This is a genomic window from Erythrobacter sp. SDW2 (assembly GCF_021431965.1).
In the GTDB taxonomy this organism is placed as follows: Bacteria; Pseudomonadota; Alphaproteobacteria; order Sphingomonadales; family Sphingomonadaceae; genus Parerythrobacter.
The window spans coordinates 2,885,475-2,902,481 of record NZ_CP090370.1; the positions used below are offsets into that span (position 1 = coordinate 2,885,475).

Below are 17,007 nucleotides of genomic sequence, written 5' to 3' on the forward strand. Positions count from 1 at the left end.
TTGGCACTGGGCGCCGCTGCGCTGACCATTTCGGTTGTGCCCACCTTGGCGGTGGCGGAGGAATCTCTCGCCGATGTGGTGGAGATACGCCCGGATGCGGTTCCATACGACGCTGAAATCGACGCCACAGCCGCCGTCGATGCGGCGCTGTTGCAAGCGGCGGATCGTGGCACGCTGGTCATGATCGTGCTCGGTGCCAACTGGTGCCATGACAGCCGCGCGCTGGCCGGATGGCTTCAGACCGAACGTTTCTCCGCACTGGTGAGCGAGCGCTACGAAGTGGTCTATGTCGACGCGGGCCACCCGCAAAGCGGCGAGGGTCGTAACCTCGACATCGCCGCGCGCTTCGGGGTCGAGGATATCACGGGCACGCCGACGCTGCTGATTCTCGACAGCAAAGGCCGCCAGCTCAACGCCGACACCGCCAAGAGCTGGCGCAACGCCGCCAGCCGCAGCGAAGACGAGATTTACGAGGAATTGGCTGGCTTCACCGCGGCTTTGGCGGGGGCCTGACCGCTGCTCCACGTTGTCCACCACGCCGACTACATGGCCCCGCGCCCGGAGCGGGGGACGTTCCGGTTCGACAAGTACTTCCTCGTCATGGAAGCACTCCGGGCCAGCGGCCAGCCCATCACCGAACACGCGCCCGAACCGATGCCGCGCGCATGGCTCGAGGCGGTCCATTGCCCGCTCTATGTAGAGGAGGTCTTCAGCCTCTCCGTCCCGCGCGAGAAGGAGCGGCGGATCGGCTTCCCGGTTACCGCGCATATCCGCGACCGGGTGCGGCACACCAATGGCGGCACCTGGCTCGCCGCAAAGCTGGCGCTGGAGCACGGCTATGCCGCCAACAGCGCGGCGGGGAGCCATCATGCGCTGCATGACACCGGTGCGGGCTATTGCGTGTTCAACGACCTGGCGGTTGCCGCCAATCGCCTGATCGCCGAGGGCGATGCGCGCCGGGTGCTGGTGGTCGATCTCGACGTCCACCAGGGCGACGGCACCGCCAGCCTGACCGCCGGACGCGAGGATATCGTCACCTTTTCCATCCATGCGGACAAGAACTTCCCGGTGCGCAAGGCGCGCTCCGACCATGATGTCGCCTTGCCCGACGGGACGGGCGACGAGGCCTATCTGGCTGCGCTGGCGCAGCACCTGCCGCCGTTGCTGGACAGGGTCCGCCCCGATCTGGTGCTCTATCAGGCCGGGGTTGACCCTCATGGCGAAGACAAGCTGGGGCGATTGGCACTGAGCGATACGGGGCTGGAGGCCCGCGACCGCTATGTCGTCAACCAGGCGCGCAGCCGCGGCATGCCTGTCGCGAGCGCGCTGGGCGGCGGCTACGGCGAGGACCAGCGTGCGGTAGCGGCGCGGCATGCCCGCTCGATGCTGGCGATGGCCGCAGAAAACACACGCTTCGGCGCTGGGCGGCTTGCCAAGGCAAGCATTGATTCAGCCAACTGCGTCTAACATGAACAGCATGAATCGTCGCAATCTTCTCAAGGGCACTCTGGCACTGGGCGCGCTCTCCGCGCTGCCGGTAAAATTGCATGCGCAGGTCGCGCCGGGCAGCGTGCGGGATCGCAAGCTTTTCGCACTGGCCAAGGAGCAGCTCGAAAAGGCCGGCAGCGTGATCTGGAAACAGGATGTAGTCGGGATCGCCGACTTCGGCCTGCGTTCGAGCGAGCCGCGCTTCCACTTCGTCCATCTCGAGCAGCAACGGGTCGAAAGCTTCCGCGTCAGCCACGGCACAGGTTCGGACCCGGAGCATGACGGCTGGCTCAAGACCTACTCCAATGTCGAAGGTTCCAACGCCACCAGCAAGGGGGCCTATGTCACCTGGGAATGGTACAAGGGCCGCTATGGCACCTCGGTCCGGCTCGGCGGGCTGGACGAGACCAACAACAACGCGCTGCAACGCTATATCGTGATGCACCGCGCCGCCTATGCCGAGCCCGAGCATCTGGCGCGCTACGGCCGGCTGGGCCGTTCCAACGGCTGCTTCGCGCTGAGCGAGGAAGACTTCCGCACCGCGCTGCTCACCCTGTCAGGCGGACGGTTGCTCTATGCCGACAGCCTGGGTTGGGCCGAAGACGGCAGCCTGGTGACCCGCCCGCAGCCGGGCGACCTCGCGCTGCTGCTGCCAGAGGACCCGACTGGCGAGGACCTCGCCAACCCGGGCGTTTACTAGGAAAGCCTACGGCGCGGCGTCGCGCAGGTCGTCTTCGATGACAATGACCTGCTCGTCGGTCACGCGCGGACGGTTGGCCACGCGGGCGGCGTTGAAGCTCGCCACCACCGCATCGTCGCGGCCATAGATGTCCTTGAAGGTCGAGAGCTTGCCCTCGATGTCCGTCGCCATGGTGAAATAGGTGATGTAGACCGGCATCGGCTTCTGGAACGCGACGCGGGTGTACTTGCCGCTGTTGAGCAGGGCGAGGCCTTCATCGGCGGTGATGCCCGCTTGCAGGATCGCCAGAGTCAGCGCCAGCTTCACCGCGTCTTCCGTGCGGATACAACCATGGCTCAGCGCCCGTTCGGTCGCGCCGAACAGGTGACGGCTGGGCGTATCATGGACGAAGATCGCGTGCCGGTTGGGCATGTCGAGCTTCATGCGGCCGAGCGAATTGCCCGGGCCCGGCTGCTGAACGACGGTAACGAAGCCATTGGCGCCCCGGGTCGCGGTATAACCGGCCGACTTGGCCCAAGCCGGATTGCCCAGCACCTTCGCGCCCAGCCCTTCGCCCTTGACGATGCTCTGCGGCACGGTCCAGGTCGGGTTGAGTACGACGCCTTCGACCAGCTCGGCAAGCTGTGGCGTGGCCGTTCTTCCCGGTTTGCCGACGACGGTGCGGAAGGTGGCCATGATGTTGTCATTGACCGTCAGGCGCAGCTGGTACTCCGGCACGTTGGTCATCAGGTACTGGCCGCCGAGATCGCGCGGCAACCAGCGCCAGCGGTCCATATTGGCCTGGATCTGCTTGTACTGCGACGTGCCCGGGGTCGCAGCGGCGAGTGCCTGCTTGAGCACGGCGTAGTCGGGATGCAGCGGGGCGAGGCCCTGCAGCGTGCCCATCAGGTCACCCGACTGGAGCGCCTGCTTGAGCACCGTCGCCGACGGCATGCGGTCGGCATCGGGGTCCATCACGAACCACTGCTTGCGGCCCGACATCGGGGTCCGCCCGTCGCGCATGTCCTCGATCAGCCAGATGTAGCGCTGGCTCGCACCGGCATCGAGCGCTGCGCCGGGACCGGCTGCGATCAGCGCCTGAAGCCCCGGCGCGTCATAGTCGGCCGGACGCAAGCCTTCCGCATCGATCTTCTCGATCAGGGTGACGAGGGCGGTGGCTTTCTCCAGGCTCCAGCCCTGCACAGCGGGGTCAACCTGCTTGGCCGCAGGAAACTCGTCCTTGAAGGCTTCGGCAACGCTGCCCTGGGTCGGAGTGTCATACTCGGCCTCCAGCGGCGGCTGTTCGGCAGCGATCGCGGGCGCGGTCTCCGGCGGCAGGAGGTCCTCGGGGGCGTCCTGCGCTATCGCCGCCATCGGCAGCGCCAAGCTTGCACCTAGCAGGAGAACGGATTTCACCACCGACTTCGTCATCACACTTCAGCCCCAGTATCGCACGGCCAGAACCATTTGCCGCCTTGGTCACGGCAATTTTGCCGCATTCACCATCGTCCTTCAAGCATGCTCGCTTTCCGCAAGCTGAATTCACTTGCAAGCGTGACGCGAAAGCCATCCCCGCTTAAGGGCGCGCTATGCACCGCGACCACCCCCTGATGCCGTTCTTCCTGACGCTGGCCGGCGTCGGCATGCTGTCGCTGATGGATGCTTTCATGAAGGGCGCATCGCTGGCGGTGGGTGCCTATAGCGCGGCGTGGTTGCGGTCTGCCTTGGGGCTGGCGCTGGTCGCCCCGGTGTGGCTGGGGATGGGTGGCAAGTGGCCGCACAGGCCCGCCTTGCGGCTCCACCTGCTGCGCGGGACGGTGTCGGCCTTCATGGCGCTGAGCTTCTTCTACGCGCTGACGAAGCTGCCCATTGCCGAGGCGATCGCCATCTCCTTCATCGCTCCGCTGATTGCGCTCTATCTCGCGGCGGTGTTGCTGGGCGAAAGGATCAAGCGAGAGGCGATCTTTGCCTCTATCCTCGGCTTCGCGGGCACGCTGGTGATCATCGGTGGCAAGCTGGGCCGGGAACAGGCCACGCAGGAGATGTGGTGGGGACTGGCGGCATTGCTGTTTTCGGCGCTGCTCTACGCCTGGAACTTCATCCTGATCCGGCAGCAATCGCAGCTGGCGGGGCCGGCAGAGGTGGCGACCTTCCATAGCGGAGTTTCGGCTGTGCTACTTGGTCTGGCAGCACCTTGGCTGTTGGTCCTGCCTGAGGCCGAAGCAGCCATGCATATTGCGGCATCGGCCCTCCTAACCGTCTGCGCAGCTGCGGCTCTCGCCTGGGCCTATGCCCGGGCCGAAGCGCAAGCGCTGGTCCCCATCGAATATTCGGGATTCCTCTGGGCCGCGCTGTTCGGCTGGCTGTTTTTCCGCGAGGCGGTGACTGTGCCAACCATCGCCGGCACAGTCTTGATCGTGATCGGTTGCTGGATCGCTGCGCGCGCACCGACCGAGCAAAGCACGATCTGAGAACCGGGAAATGGCCGCTCCCCTGCCCCCAGGAGGAGCGGCCGCCGGGCAGGCTCGAAAGATCCTGCCAGCCTTTTGGCCGGTCAGGAAGTAGGCGACCCGAAGTACCCGGCATCTGGCCCGGTAGCGTGACGCCGGGCGTTTAGCTCTTTGCAGACAGGGCCTCCTTAGCGGCTGCCTGCACCAGCCTTCACAGACTGTGCGTCAGGCGGGCTATCCGAGAATATCACGGCAGCAGCAAAGTTCGCCGCCACCAGCAAAACAGCGGACAGCACGCTTGTCCTGAATTGGGCATGCACGCGCTTGGTGTGGCTATCGCTCTGGACGCCCTGTTGCCCCGATGATGTCAGAAGTGTCACTGCGTCGCGCTCATTACGCTGACGTGGCACGCCATTGGCGCATTTTACGGCTATGAACCAGTAAACAGTTGTAACAGCCCCACCGCATGCGCCGAACCTTGACCTGCGGCGCGCAAAAGCGCAGGGCGCAGGCGAAATCCTCGGGCGCAGCGCGCGTGCCGCGCCGCCCCTCCATGAACCGCTCAGAAAGGACCCCGGATGACCCAGGTCGGCAAGGACACGCTCGGAACCCGCAGCACGCTCAGCGTCAATGGCAAGGACTACGCCTATTATTCCTTCGCCAAGGCCGAAGCGACCATCGGCGACGTGTCGAAGCTGCCGTTCAGCATGAAGGTCCTGCTGGAAAACCTGCTCCGTTTCGAGGACGACGGGTTCACGGTCTCGACGGCGGACATCCAGGCCATTGCCGACTGGCAGAAGAACCCCGTCACCGGCAGCGAGATCCAGTATCGCCCGGCCCGCGTGCTGCTCCAGGACTTCACCGGCGTCCCTTGCGTGGTCGATCTGGCCGCCATGCGCGATGCCATTGCCAAGCTCGGCGGTGATACCAGCAAGATCAATCCGCAGGTGCCGGTCAACCTGGTGATCGACCACTCGGTGATGGTCGACGAATTCGGCCACCCCAAGGCCTTCGAAAAGAACGTCGAACTCGAATATGCCCGCAATGCCGAGCGGTACGACTTCCTCAAGTGGGGTTCCAAGAGCTTCCGGAACTTCTCCGCCGTGCCTCCGGGCACCGGTATCTGCCACCAGGTCAACCTGGAGCATATCGGCAAGGGCGTGTGGTCCTCGGTCGACCAGGATGGCACCAATGTCGCCTATCCCGACACCTGCGTCGGCACCGACAGCCACACCACCATGATCAACGGCCTCGGGGTGCTGGGCTGGGGTGTCGGCGGGATCGAAGCCGAGGCCGCCATGCTCGGCCAGCCGGTCTCCATGCTGATTCCCGAAGTGGTCGGCTTCAAGCTGACCGGCAAGATGGCCGAAGGCGTGACCGCGACCGACCTGGTGCTGACTTGTGTGCAGATGCTGCGCGAAGTCGGCGTTGTCGGCCGTTTCGTCGAGTTCTACGGCCCGGGCGTTTCCAATCTCAGCCTCGCCGACCGTGCCACCATCGCCAATATGGCGCCCGAATACGGCGCGACCTGCGGCTTCTTCGGGGTCGACGACAAGACGCTCGACTACCTGCGCCTGACCGGCCGCGACGAGGATGCCATTGCCCTCGTCGAAGCCTATTCGAAAGAACAGGGCATGTGGTTCACGCCGGAGAATGAGCCGGTCTTCACCAAGACCCTGTCGCTCGACGTCGGCGCTGTCGTCCCCTCGCTTGCCGGGCCCAAGCGGCCGCAGGACAAGGTTATCCTCCCCGAGGTCGACGAGCTGTTCAACAGCGACCTCAGCAAGGTTTATGGCAAGTCGGCCCCGGCCCGCGTCGCTGTAGACGGCAAGGACCACGACATCGGCGACGGCGACGTGGTGATCGCCGCTATCACCAGCTGCACCAACACCTCCAACCCGGACGTGCTGATCGCCGCCGGCCTCGTCGCCAAGAAGGCGCATGAGAAGGGCCTCAAGCCCAAGCCCTGGGTCAAGACCTCGCTCGCTCCCGGATCGCAGGTGGTGACCGACTATCTGGTCAAGGCCGGGCTGCAAGAGCATCTCGATGCGATCGGCTTCGATCTCGTCGGCTATGGGTGCACCACCTGCATCGGCAATTCCGGCCCGCTGGCCGAGCCGATCAGCAAGGCGATCAACGGCAATGATATTGTCGCTGCCTCGGTCCTTTCCGGCAACCGCAACTTCGAAGGCCGCGTCTCGCCCGACGTGCGTGCCAACTTCCTCGCTTCGCCGCCGCTGGTGGTGGCCTATGCCCTGAAGGGCACGGTGACCGAAGACATCACCACCACCCCGATCGGGCAGGACCAGGACGGCAACGACGTCTTCCTCAAAGATATCTGGCCGAGCAATCTCGAGATCGCGGACCTGCGCGCCAATTCGATCGACCGCGACATGTTCGAAACCCGCTATGCCGATGTCTACAAGGGCGACGAGCATTGGCAGGCCATCAAGGTCGAAGCCAGCGACACCTATCGCTGGAACCCGACCAGCACCTATGTCGCCAGCCCGCCTTACTTCGAAGGCATGACCATGACCCCTGCCCCGTTGCAAGACATCGTCGATGCCAAGCCGCTGGCGATCCTGGGCGATTCGGTCACCACCGACCACATCAGCCCCGCAGGCTCGATCAAGGCTGACAGCCCGGCCGGCACCTATTTGCAGGAACATCAGGTCGCCAAGGCGGACTTCAACTCCTACGGTAGCCGCCGCGGCAACCATGAAGTGATGATGCGCGGCACCTTTGCCAATATCCGCATCAAGAACGAAATGGTCCCGGGCGTCGAAGGCGGCTTCACCAGCTACAATGGCGAGCAGATGGCGATCTACGACGCCGCCATGAAGCACAAGGCCGACGGAACGCCGCTGGTCGTGATCGGCGGCAAGGAATACGGCACAGGCTCGAGCCGCGACTGGGCGGCCAAGGGCACCATCCTGTTGGGCGTGCGCGCAGTCATCGTCGAGAGCTTCGAGCGCATCCACCGCTCCAACCTCGTTGGCATGGGCGTGCTGCCGGTGCAGTTCAAGGACGGCGACACCCGCGAGACGCTGGGCCTCACCGCCACCGACAGCTTCACCATCCACGGCATCGCCGACATGGTCCCGGGCCAGGATATCGAAGTGGCAGTCACCCGCGAGGACGGCACCAGCTTCAGCTTCACCGCCCGCTCGCGCATCGATACCGCGAACGAGATGGAGTATTACCGGCACGGCGGCATCCTCCACTACGTGCTGCGCAACCTCGCCGCGAACTGAGGATACCCACAAATACGGGGCTGGACCATGTGTTCAGCCCCGGTCCACTCTGCGTCGCGCAATTTCGCGCTGCGAAGGAGTGGGACCATGCGAACAAGATTGACCCTGATTGCCGCCCTGGCATGGGCGGCCGCGCCGCTGCAGGCACAGGAGGCACCTGACAATCTGCTGATCGACTACGCTGCGTTCGAGAAGCTGACAGCGGAAGTCGCGCCCTATCGCGAGACACGGCGGATCCCGCTGACGCAGTTCCTCAGCCTCGCACAGCAGGAAGGCGTGATCCTGCTCGACGCGCGCAGCGAGACCGCTTTCGCGCTTGGGCACATCGAGGGCGCGATCAACCTGCCCTTTTCCGACTTCACCGACGAAAAGCTGGTCAAGGTACTGGGCGATGACAAGGACCGCCCGATCCTGATCTATTGCAACAACAACTTCAGCGACAATGTCGTTCCGGTGGTGACCAAACGTGCCCCGCTGGCGCTCAATATCCCGACCTTCATCAACCTCTATGGCTATGGCTACACCAATATCTGGGAGCTCGCCGATGTGGTCGAACGACGCGATGTCGCGTGGGTGAGCTCTATCGCAGAGCAACCCTAGCCTGTAGTCTTCAAGAAAAAGGGGGCGCATTCCTTGCCGGAACGCGCCCCATCAGTGGTGTCTCGTAAGACCGTTCGAGCGGAAGTTACTTCTTCTTCCACTTGCGGCGACCGAACACGGCCGCAGCGCCGAGGCCGAACAGGATGGTCATCGGCGGAGCCGGGACCGGCGTGCCGCTGGTCGATCCTGAAGTCGATGAAGACGAGCTGCTCGACGAGGAACTGCTGCTCGACGACGAGGAAGACGACGAGCTGCTGGTCGAACTGGTCATGTTGCCCGAGCTCGAACCCGAGGTCGAAATGCCGCCGCTCGAAGAACTGCTGCTCGATGAGGAGCTGCTCGACGACGATGAGCTGGAGCTGCTCGACGAGGAAGACGAGCTGGAACTGGTCACATTCCCTGACGTGCTGGAGACATTGCCCGAAGTCGTGGTGGAGGTGACGCCGCCGGTGGTCGAGGACGAAGTGCTCGTCACCCCGCCGGTGGTGCTGGTCACACCGCCAGTCGAGGTCGATGTCGAACCGCCGAAGCTAGAATTGTCAATGTCGATATCGATCACGATGCCGCCTGTCGACGAGCTTTCGCCGCCCGACGAGCTGGAGGTCGAGGTCGAACTGGCTACGCCGCTGGATCCCGAAGTTGTCGTCGTCGAGGTGATCACGACGCTGCCGCCGCTCGAGCTGCCCCCTCCGAAGAAGCCGCCGAAGAACCCTCCGCCAAAGCCGCCACCAAAACCGCCGCCGCCGCCGACAACGGTCACACCGCCGTCACCGCCGCCGCCACCGACGAAGCCGCCGCCGACAGGGAAGACCGCCGGAGCAACCGAGACCACCGTGGTGGTGGCGCCACCGCAATAGCCAGCGCCCCCCGAGGTGTAGACCGTGCGCAAGGTGCCGCCATAGCTACCGCCGTAAGCCCCACCGGCGTAGTCGCCCTGGGCTCCGGAACCGCTGCCATAGGGACCGCCAGCGCCGTATGCGCCATCTGTGCCCGCTCCGGCTCTATAGTCGCTGTCAGAGCCGCCTGCGCCCATCGAGCCGGCGGGCACACATTCTACCACGCGTTCGATCGTTCGCTCCTTGCGCTTCACGGTCTTGACCACCTTGCGCTTCTTGGGCGGGGCTTCCTTGATGTAGCGGACGGGCGCGGACTTGACCGACTTCGCCTTGTAATCGACCGTCTCCGCCTGCGGTTCTGCGACACGCACCGCACCGCCTGCCAGCAAGGCACCGCCTGCTGCGGTTGCTGCCAGTTTCGCCAGGGCCATTTTTACCGACATGGGCAAACTCTTTTGTTCCTGCTGGGGCTTTCCTCACATCCGGCGTTTCCGGTGTGGGCGTATCCCCGTCTTGCCCTTGGAACATTCGCACCCTTCAAGCGGCAATCACGTTAACCACGAAAAGGCCGTTCCGGATCGATTTTTTGCCTCCGGTCAGGGAGTTGGCTAACGCCTTGTCCCGCAATGGCACCGAATCCCGGGCAAAGCTTGCCGGATGGTTAAGCCTCGTCGCCGAACAGGCCGGTTTGCGAACCGGCGGGCGGCCTCCGTTCGAGATGCTCCCACCCGCGATCGTTAAGGCAACGCCCGCGTGCGGTGCGGGCCACCAGCCCGAGCTGGATCAGGAACGGCTCGACCACTTCCTCGATCGTGTCGCGCGGCTCGGCGAGGCCCGCCGCCAGCGTCTCCACCCCCACCGGGCCGCCCTTGTAGATATCGGCGATCATGGTGAGATAGCGCCGGTCCATCGCATCGAGGCCCAGCCGGTCGACCTCCAGCCGGGTCAGCGCCGCATCGGCGATGGCGGCCGTGACGGTGACGGCCTTCTCGACCTCGGCAAAGTCGCGCACCCGGCGCAGCAGGCGGCCCGCGACACGCGGCGTGCCGCGCGAACGGCGGGCAATCTCGCGCGCGCCCGCAGGATCGATGGGGAGGCCCATCAGCCCGGCACCGCGGGTGACGACCTTCTCCAGCTCGTCCTCATTGTAGAAGTTCAGCCGGACCGGGATGCCGAAGCGGTCACGCAGTGGCGTCGTCAGCAGGCCCTGCCGCGTGGTCGCCCCGATCAGGGTGAAGGGCGGCAGATCGATCCGTACGCTGCGCGCACTCGGTCCCTCGCCGATGATCAGGTCGAGCGCGCGATCCTCCATCGCCGGATAGAGCACTTCCTCGACCACCGGATTGAGCCGGTGGATCTCGTCGATGAACAACACATCATGCGGCTCAAGGTTCGTGAGCAGCGCCGCCAAGTCGCCCGCCTTGGCGATCACCGGCCCGCTGGTGGCGCGGAAACCCACACCCAGCTCGCGCGCGATGATCTGCGCCAGCGTGGTCTTGCCCAGCCCCGGTGGACCGAAGAACAGCGTATGGTCCATCGCCTCGCCACGGCTGCGCGCCGCCTCGATGAACACCGCAAGATTGCCCTTCGCCGCCGCCTGCCCGACGAATTCGGCGAGCGACTTGGGCCGCAGCGCCGCGTCCGGGTCTTCCGGCTGCCGCTGGGGCGTGTGGAGGGGGATGGGGTCGGTCATTTTGCTTTCGACGCGAAACTACAACTTACTTTGCCGTTCTCAGGATCATGCATTCGAACAAAAAGGTGTCTATTCTCAACCGGTAGCGAGACGACGTGATGGTTCAGACCATTTAAAAGACGCTCTACCCACGACTTCACGAAATCTTGGTTCAGCTCTGACAATCTGGGCTTCTGAAGCACGTCGAGTTTCCAAACATGAAGCACCCCGTCGCATGTCACGTAGGCGTCCTTCAGCGCCTTGTAATCGAAAACAGGTGAATGCTCATATACCTGCTCAATGCAGCCAGCGACCCACGCCCCGCCTGATATCGGTCGCGGAAAGCAACGCGGGTTCATGTTTTGAATCACCTTAAAGATAATCACCTTAAAGATTTTGTCGGCTCGATATTCCTTCTGGAACCGGCGGAATGGAAAAGCAGGATCAGCAGCCTGAATCACAAGCATGCCTCTGGAAAGCAATTCGCAAACCTTCCTCAATTGGAGATACAGACCTTCAAACATAAAATGGGAGTGTCGGTTTTCACTTGCGTTGGAAGGTGGACGAAGATGCCAAGCAACTTCGGACATCGTGGTGACCCGAGCCTTCAACTCCTCCATTATATCACAGTAAAGTGGTGCTAGCTCATGCTCGGTCATCATACCCCTCAAAACGGGTTCACCGAATAACCCTGCCCCTGCAATACAGCATGTGCCGTCATTGCGCTCAGGGCCAGTTCCACGCCGGGGAGCATCTCGTCCTTGTTCACCCCTTGCGCGCCGGAGCTCTGGCCGCAGACGATGAAGCGCACACCCTGGTCGATCATCTGGCGCACCGCCTCGGCAGACGGGTTGACCTCGCCCTTGCCGCGCGCGGCCCAGGCTTCGTCGGTCAGCAGGTCGAGCACCGCCGGGCCATGGATCACCACCGCGGCGAGGTTCTTCATCGGCTCGATCCCGATCCGGTCATGCATGTTGATGAAGCGCGCGGCGGATTCGAACCCGCGGTTGAGCTTGCCCTCCTCAGCCGGGCGGGCGACGTCGAAGGCGACCTTGAACTCCATCCCCTCGGGGATCTGGAAATCGGCATCAGGGATGTCGGCGACGGGCCCGAAATCCTCAAATACCGGTCCCATGGTGAAGGCCGACATATCCTGCGCGGCTGCGGGGACGGTAAAACCGAGAGCCAGTAGCGCCAGCCCCAACCTTCGAGTGAAATCCCATCCCGTCATTTCGACATCATCCCTCTTCACCAAATCTGATTGCTCGCCAGTCGGGGGCCTTGCGAGCGCGCTTCAGTCGCCCCTCGTTCCGCGACGAAGGGTAGCTCAGGATGTAGAACCCGGGGAGATCACTACCACGGATCTGGACATACCCGATCCCCCGACCCTCATCATCGAGGGTATCTCCCCATGGGAGCGCCAAGCACGAGGCACCCTCCAGCCAGCCATCCGGCACAATAAAACGGAGCTGCGCCCCTTCGCCAAAGCCTGCGGAGTCCTCGACAACGACACTTTCAAGTGCCACCAACGTGTGTTCCTGCCACAGTCCATTGACGATCCGCACCTTGACGACCGTGAAACCCTCGACCGCTGCAGGCGGGGCACTCAGGATGATGGGCCGCGGGTAAGTGCAGGCCAGTGCTGCCGCAGGAGCAAGCATCCAGAACGCAGCCATTGCAGCAAGAAGGCGGATCCAACCGAGCATCACCCCGCCGCCCTCTTCAGCGCCACGCGGATCAGCTCGCCCTCGCTCGCGCCTTCGCCCAACTCGCCTTGCGCCAGTGCCACGGCGCGGGCGGCGACGGCTGGTTTGAAGCCGAGGTTTTCCAGCGCGCTGACGGCGTCGGCGCTGTGGCTGCCCGCGCGCGTGATCGTGACACCCGCCACACCGCCGGACGAGAGCAACGCGCCCGCCTTGTCCTTCAGCTCGTTGACGATCCGGCCCGCCAGCTTCGGCCCCACGCCGTTGGCGCGCGCGACCATCGCGGCATCGCCATTGGCGCAGGCGGCCTGCAACTCGCCGGCGGACAGTGCCGAGAGGATCGCCAGGCCGACCTTGCTGCCCACCCCCTGCACCTGTGTCAGCAAGCGGAACCAGTCGCGTTCGGCGCTGTCGGCAAAGCCCAACAGCCGCATGTCGTTTTCGGATACCTGCAGGTCGGTGTAGACGGTGCAGGCCTCGCCCACCTCGCCCAGCGCGCTGAGTGTCTTGGTCGAGCAATGGACCAGATAGCCCACGCCCGCCACGTCGATCACCGCCCAGTCGGTGCCGGTTTCTTCGAGCAGGCCCTTCAGTTTGGCAATCATGATTTGTTCCTGCCGCAAACAGACGGTGATTGCCAGCGACCGTTGTGCCTTGTCCGCAGGGTTGGACCAATTGTGTTCCGTGCAAAGGCGCTAAGCCGCGAAGATACTGTTCTGGCGGCGAAGCCGCACTTCCAATCCAGATTTGCGATTGCCGCAAGCCCGGATGAGAGTGCAGGCTTCGCCAGAGGCACCCTGTCTTCGCGCCTTGGCGCCTTTGCGCGAACCAAAAAATCCTATGCCCATGATGTTGGACAGCCGCATGATCTTGCGCCAAACCGCCAGCATGAGCTGGAACACCTTCGGGCGCGTGCTGCGCATGACCACCTGGGGCGAGAGCCATGGCCCGGCCATCGGCTGTGTGCTCGACGGCTGCCCGCCGGGGATTGCCCTCGGTGTAAGCGACATCCAGCCCTGGCTCGATGCGCGCCGTCCGGGGCAGAACCGCTTCACCACCCAGCGGCAGGAGCCGGATCAGGTCCGGATTCTATCGGGTGTCTTCGAAGGCAAGACCACCGGCACGCCCATCAGCCTGCTGATCGAGAATGTCGACCAGCGGAGCAAGGATTATTCCGAAGTCGCCAAGGCCTATCGCCCCGGCCATGCCGACTATGCCTATGACGCCAAATACGGTTTTCGCGACTATCGCGGGGGCGGCCGCTCCAGCGCGCGCGAAACCGCCATGCGGGTGGCGGCCGGCGCGGTGGCGCGGCTGGTGATCCCGGAAGTCAACATCCTCGCCTATGTCAGCGAAATCGGCGGCGATGCAATCGATCCGGCGAAATTCGATGCGGGCGAGATCGGCAACAACACGTTCTGGTGCCCCGATGCCGCCGCGGCGCAACGCTGGGAAGCGCTGGTCGATGGCGCGCGCAAGGCGGGTTCTTCATTGGGTGCAGTGGTGGAATGCGTCGCCACGGGCGTGCCCGCCGGGTGGGGCGCGCCGATCTATGCCAAGCTCGATGCCGATCTTGCCGCCGGGATGATGGGCATCAACGCGGTCAAGGGCGTGGAGATCGGCGACGGTTTCGGCGCGGCGCGGCTGACAGGGGAGCAAAATGCCGACCCGATGCGGCCCAATGAAACAGGGGGCGAGAACGGGCCCGCTTTCGAGGCCAACCATGCCGGCGGCATCGCCGGCGGGATCAGCACCGGCCAGCCGGTGACCTGCCGCGTCGCCTTCAAGCCGACCAGTTCGATCCTGACCCCGGTCGAGACCATCGACAACGAAGGCAATGCCACCGAGATCCGCACCAAGGGCCGCCACGACCCCTGCGTCGGCATCCGCGGCGTGCCGGTGGTCGAAGCGATGATGGCGCTGGTGCTGACCGATCACAAGCTGCTACACCGAGCTCAGTGCGGGTAAACGCCCCTCTCGATTAAACACTGTCATTTAATCGATTGGACTAATCAGCCACAAACCGTCATCCCGCTGGCATGTTTCACCCGTACCGGGTGATTCCCCCGATTCTAGCAGGAGAGACAATCATGGACGCAAAGACCGGAGATATCAGCGGCTGTCCGTTCCACGGCGATGGCGGCACCCGCTCGCTGTTCGGCCGCACCAACAGGGACTGGTGGCCCGACGCGCTCCAGCTCGACATCCTCGTTGCCGGCGGCAAGAACCCCGATCCGATGGGCGAAGATTTCGACTATGCCGAAGCTTTCAACGCGCTCGACTACGACGCGCTCAAAGCCGACCTCAAGGCCTTGATGACCGACAGCCAGGACTGGTGGCCGGCCGACTATGGCCATTACGGTCCCTTCTTCATCCGCATGGCCTGGCACGCTGCCGGCACCTATCGCACCGGCGATGGCCGCGGCGGCGCCTCGAGCGGTCAGCAGCGCTTCGCCCCGCTCAACAGCTGGCCCGACAACGGCAACCTCGACAAGGCTCGCCGTCTGCTGTGGCCGATAAAGCAGAAGTACGGCAAGCACATCAGCTGGGCCGACCTGTTCGTGCTGACCGGCAATGTCGCCATCGAATCGATGGGCGGCCCGGTGTTCGGCTTCGGCGGCGGCCGCAAGGACGTGTTCGAGCCCGAGACCGTGTACTGGGGCACCGAAGAACAGTGGGTCAACGAAGGTGTTGCCACCCGCATCCGGCCCGATGAAGGCAAGGCGCTCGAGAACCCGCTCGCTGCGATCCAGATGGGCCTGATCTACGTCAATCCGGAAGGTCCGGGCGGCAACCCGCACGATCCCGAAGGCATGGCGCGCGACATGCGCGAAACCTTCGCCCGAATGGCCATGAACGACGAGGAAACCGTTGCCCTCACCGCTGGTGGCCACGCCTTCGGCAAGGCGCACGGGGCGAAGCCGGCCGACACGTTTGGCGGTGCACCTGAAAGCGAACACCTGGCGTTGATGGGCTTCGGCTGGCTCACCGATAAGGACGAGATCGCCAAGGGGCACATCACCACTTCGGGGATCGAAGGGGCCTGGACCCCTAACCCGACCGAGTGGGGCAACGACTACTTCCGCCTGCTGTTCAAGTACGAGTACGAACTGGTGCAGAGCCCGGCGGGCGCTTACCAGTGGCAGCCGATCGATCAGGAAGAAGCCGACATGGCACCCGACGCTCGCGATCCGAGCAAGAAGGTCCCGACCATGATGACCACGGCCGACATGGCGCTGAAGCGCGACCCGGAGTATCGCCAGATTTCGGAGCGTTTCCTCAACGACCAGGCGGCGCTCGACGATGCCTTCGCACGCGCATGGTTCAAGCTGACCCACCGCGACATGGGCCCGAAGGTCCGCTACATGGGCCCCGAAGTTCCGGCTGAAGACCTGATCTGGCAGGATCCGGTCCCTGCTGGGACCACCCCCTCGGATGCCGATGTGGCGGCGTTCAAGTCGGCGGTCCTCGCCAGCGGCCTCACAGTCAGCGAACTGGTCAAGGCGGCTTGGGCCTCGGCCTCGACCTACCGCAATTCGGACCATCGCGGCGGTGCCAACGGTGCCCGGGTACGCCTCGCCCCCCAGAAGGACTGGAAGGTCAACGATCCGGAAGAGCTGGGCAAGGTCCTGACGAAGCTGGAAGAGCTGCGCGGCAACCTGTCGATGGCCGACGCCATCGTGCTGGCCGGTGCTGCGGCGGTTGAAAAGGCAGCCAAGGACGGCGGCTTCGATCTCAAGGTCGACGTTACCACCGGCCGCGGCGATGCCGGCGAAGAGCACACCGATGCCGCGAGCTTCGAACCGCTCGAGCCGTTTGCCGACGGGTTCCGCAACTACCTCAAGACCAAGGCGAGCGTGAAGACCGAGGACATGCTGGTCGACCGCGCTCAGCTGCTCGGCCTCTCGATCCCAGAGATGACCGCGCTGGTCGGCGGGATGCGCGCTCTCGGTGCCGTCAGCAAACATGCCAAGCACGGCAACAGCATCGGCGTGCTGACCGACCGTCCCGGGGTGCTTTCGACCGACTTCTTCACCAACCTGCTCGACATGAGCACGGAGTGGTCAGTGGTCAGCGAGAGCGGTGACGAGGAGTTCCTCGGCAAGTGCCGCAAAACCGGCGCCGACAAGTGGACCGCCACCCGCACCGACCTGGTGTTCGGCTCGAACTCGCAGCTCCGGGCCCAGGCCGAAGTCTTCGCCGAGAAGGGCAACGAAAAGCTGTTCGTTGACACCTTCGTCAAGGCCTGGACCAAGGTGATGGACGCCGACCGCTTCGACGTCCGTTACGCCAAGTACGGCAAGTAAGCGCGAACCCTACGAGGG

General features: G+C 64.2%; 15 protein-coding genes. 9 read left to right on the forward strand and 6 right to left on the reverse strand.

The window, feature by feature from the left end; genetic code table 11:
• The 3 genes from LY632_RS14120 to LY632_RS14130 are packed head-to-tail and all read left to right on the forward strand — an operon-like array spanning position 1 to position 2,188.
• Complete coding sequence (locus LY632_RS14120; RefSeq protein ID WP_370636545.1) at positions 1-513, forward strand: thioredoxin family protein; 513 nt, start codon at positions 1-3, stop codon at positions 511-513.
• Between the two features lie 33 nt (positions 514-546).
• Positions 547-1,467, forward strand: a complete 921-nt coding sequence (locus LY632_RS14125; RefSeq protein ID WP_234091750.1) for a histone deacetylase — start codon at positions 547-549, stop codon at positions 1,465-1,467.
• A 10-nt stretch (positions 1,468-1,477) separates the two neighbouring features.
• Positions 1,478-2,188, forward strand: a complete 711-nt coding sequence (locus LY632_RS14130) for a murein L,D-transpeptidase catalytic domain-containing protein (RefSeq protein ID WP_234091751.1) — start codon at positions 1,478-1,480, stop codon at positions 2,186-2,188.
• Positions 2,189-2,194: 6 nt separating this feature from the next.
• On the opposite strand, the gene LY632_RS14135 is transcribed toward LY632_RS14130, so the two are convergent.
• Positions 2,195-3,598 (reverse strand): L,D-transpeptidase family protein, encoded by a 1,404-nt coding sequence (locus LY632_RS14135; RefSeq protein ID WP_234091752.1) that lies wholly within the window; start codon positions 3,596-3,598, stop codon positions 2,195-2,197.
• A 158-nt stretch (positions 3,599-3,756) separates the two neighbouring features.
• Here LY632_RS14135 and LY632_RS14140 point away from each other — a divergent pair, with 158 nt between their 5' ends.
• From LY632_RS14140 to LY632_RS14155, 4 genes are all read left to right on the forward strand, one after another.
• Entirely contained in the window at positions 3,757-4,638 is an 882-nt protein-coding gene (locus LY632_RS14140) for a DMT family transporter (protein ID WP_234091753.1), read from the forward strand.
• Between the two features lie 557 nt (positions 4,639-5,195).
• Complete coding sequence (gene acnA / locus LY632_RS14145) at positions 5,196-7,871, forward strand: aconitate hydratase AcnA (RefSeq protein WP_234091754.1); 2,676 nt, start codon at positions 5,196-5,198, stop codon at positions 7,869-7,871.
• Positions 7,872-7,958: 87 nt separating this feature from the next.
• Positions 7,959-8,471 carry a rhodanese-like domain-containing protein gene (locus LY632_RS14150; RefSeq protein ID WP_234091755.1) on the forward strand — a complete coding sequence of 171 codons (513 nt, stop codon included), beginning with the start codon at positions 7,959-7,961 and terminating at the stop codon, positions 8,469-8,471.
• A gap of 143 nt (positions 8,472-8,614) precedes the next feature.
• Positions 8,615-9,328 (forward strand): hypothetical protein, encoded by a 714-nt coding sequence (locus tag LY632_RS14155; RefSeq protein WP_234091756.1) that lies wholly within the window; start codon positions 8,615-8,617, stop codon positions 9,326-9,328.
• Between the two features lie 640 nt (positions 9,329-9,968).
• On the opposite strand, the gene ruvB is transcribed toward LY632_RS14155, so the two are convergent.
• The 5 genes from ruvB to ruvA are packed head-to-tail and all read right to left on the reverse strand — an operon-like array spanning position 9,969 to position 13,287.
• Complete coding sequence (gene ruvB / locus LY632_RS14160) at positions 9,969-11,000, reverse strand: Holliday junction branch migration DNA helicase RuvB (protein ID WP_234091757.1); 1,032 nt, start codon at positions 10,998-11,000, stop codon at positions 9,969-9,971.
• On the reverse strand, positions 10,997-11,599 hold the full coding sequence (locus LY632_RS14165; protein ID WP_234091758.1) for a hypothetical protein: 603 nt from the start codon (positions 11,597-11,599) through the stop codon (positions 10,997-10,999). The genes ruvB and LY632_RS14165 overlap by 4 nt, the downstream gene beginning before the upstream one ends.
• A gap of 47 nt (positions 11,600-11,646) precedes the next feature.
• Positions 11,647-12,231, reverse strand: a complete 585-nt coding sequence (locus tag LY632_RS14170; protein WP_234091759.1) for a DsrE family protein — start codon at positions 12,229-12,231, stop codon at positions 11,647-11,649.
• Positions 12,218-12,685 carry a hypothetical protein gene (locus LY632_RS14175; protein ID WP_234091760.1) on the reverse strand — a complete coding sequence of 156 codons (468 nt, stop codon included), beginning with the start codon at positions 12,683-12,685 and terminating at the stop codon, positions 12,218-12,220. The genes LY632_RS14170 and LY632_RS14175 overlap by 14 nt, the downstream gene beginning before the upstream one ends.
• Positions 12,685-13,287 (reverse strand): Holliday junction branch migration protein RuvA, encoded by a 603-nt coding sequence (gene ruvA, locus LY632_RS14180; protein WP_234091761.1) that lies wholly within the window; start codon positions 13,285-13,287, stop codon positions 12,685-12,687. The genes LY632_RS14175 and ruvA overlap by 1 nt, the downstream gene beginning before the upstream one ends.
• A gap of 283 nt (positions 13,288-13,570) precedes the next feature.
• Here ruvA and aroC point away from each other — a divergent pair, with 283 nt between their 5' ends.
• Both aroC and katG read left to right on the forward strand, forming a co-directional pair.
• A complete protein-coding gene (gene aroC / locus LY632_RS14185; RefSeq protein ID WP_234093259.1) occupies positions 13,571-14,650 on the forward strand; it encodes a chorismate synthase in 1,080 nt (359 codons plus the stop codon).
• 122 nt (positions 14,651-14,772) lie between these two features.
• Complete coding sequence (gene katG / locus LY632_RS14190) at positions 14,773-16,989, forward strand: catalase/peroxidase HPI (RefSeq protein WP_234091762.1); 2,217 nt, start codon at positions 14,773-14,775, stop codon at positions 16,987-16,989.
• Positions 16,990-17,007: the final 18 nt, after the last annotated feature.

Bases quoted from the DNA above. Each gene is read 5' to 3' on its own strand.
- LY632_RS14125 (WP_234091750.1), top strand. From the start codon at position 547: ATGGCCCCGCGCCCGGAGCGGGGGACGTTCCGGTTCGACAAGTACTTC.
- LY632_RS14130 (WP_234091751.1), top strand. From the start codon at position 1,478: ATGAATCGTCGCAATCTTCTCAAGGGCACTCTGGCACTGGGCGCGCTC.
- LY632_RS14135 (WP_234091752.1), bottom strand. From the start codon at position 3,598: ATGACGAAGTCGGTGGTGAAATCCGTTCTCCTGCTAGGTGCAAGCTTG.
- LY632_RS14140 (WP_234091753.1), top strand. From the start codon at position 3,757: ATGCACCGCGACCACCCCCTGATGCCGTTCTTCCTGACGCTGGCCGGC.
- acnA (WP_234091754.1), top strand. From the start codon at position 5,196: ATGACCCAGGTCGGCAAGGACACGCTCGGAACCCGCAGCACGCTCAGC.
- LY632_RS14150 (WP_234091755.1), top strand. From the start codon at position 7,959: ATGCGAACAAGATTGACCCTGATTGCCGCCCTGGCATGGGCGGCCGCG.
- LY632_RS14155 (WP_234091756.1), top strand. From the start codon at position 8,615: ATGGTCATCGGCGGAGCCGGGACCGGCGTGCCGCTGGTCGATCCTGAA.
- ruvB (WP_234091757.1), bottom strand. From the start codon at position 11,000: ATGACCGACCCCATCCCCCTCCACACGCCCCAGCGGCAGCCGGAAGAC.
- LY632_RS14165 (WP_234091758.1), bottom strand. From the start codon at position 11,599: ATGGAGGAGTTGAAGGCTCGGGTCACCACGATGTCCGAAGTTGCTTGG.
- LY632_RS14175 (WP_234091760.1), bottom strand. From the start codon at position 12,685: ATGCTCGGTTGGATCCGCCTTCTTGCTGCAATGGCTGCGTTCTGGATG.
- ruvA (WP_234091761.1), bottom strand. From the start codon at position 13,287: ATGATTGCCAAACTGAAGGGCCTGCTCGAAGAAACCGGCACCGACTGG.
- aroC (WP_234093259.1), top strand. From the start codon at position 13,571: ATGAGCTGGAACACCTTCGGGCGCGTGCTGCGCATGACCACCTGGGGC.
- katG (WP_234091762.1), top strand. From the start codon at position 14,773: ATGGACGCAAAGACCGGAGATATCAGCGGCTGTCCGTTCCACGGCGAT.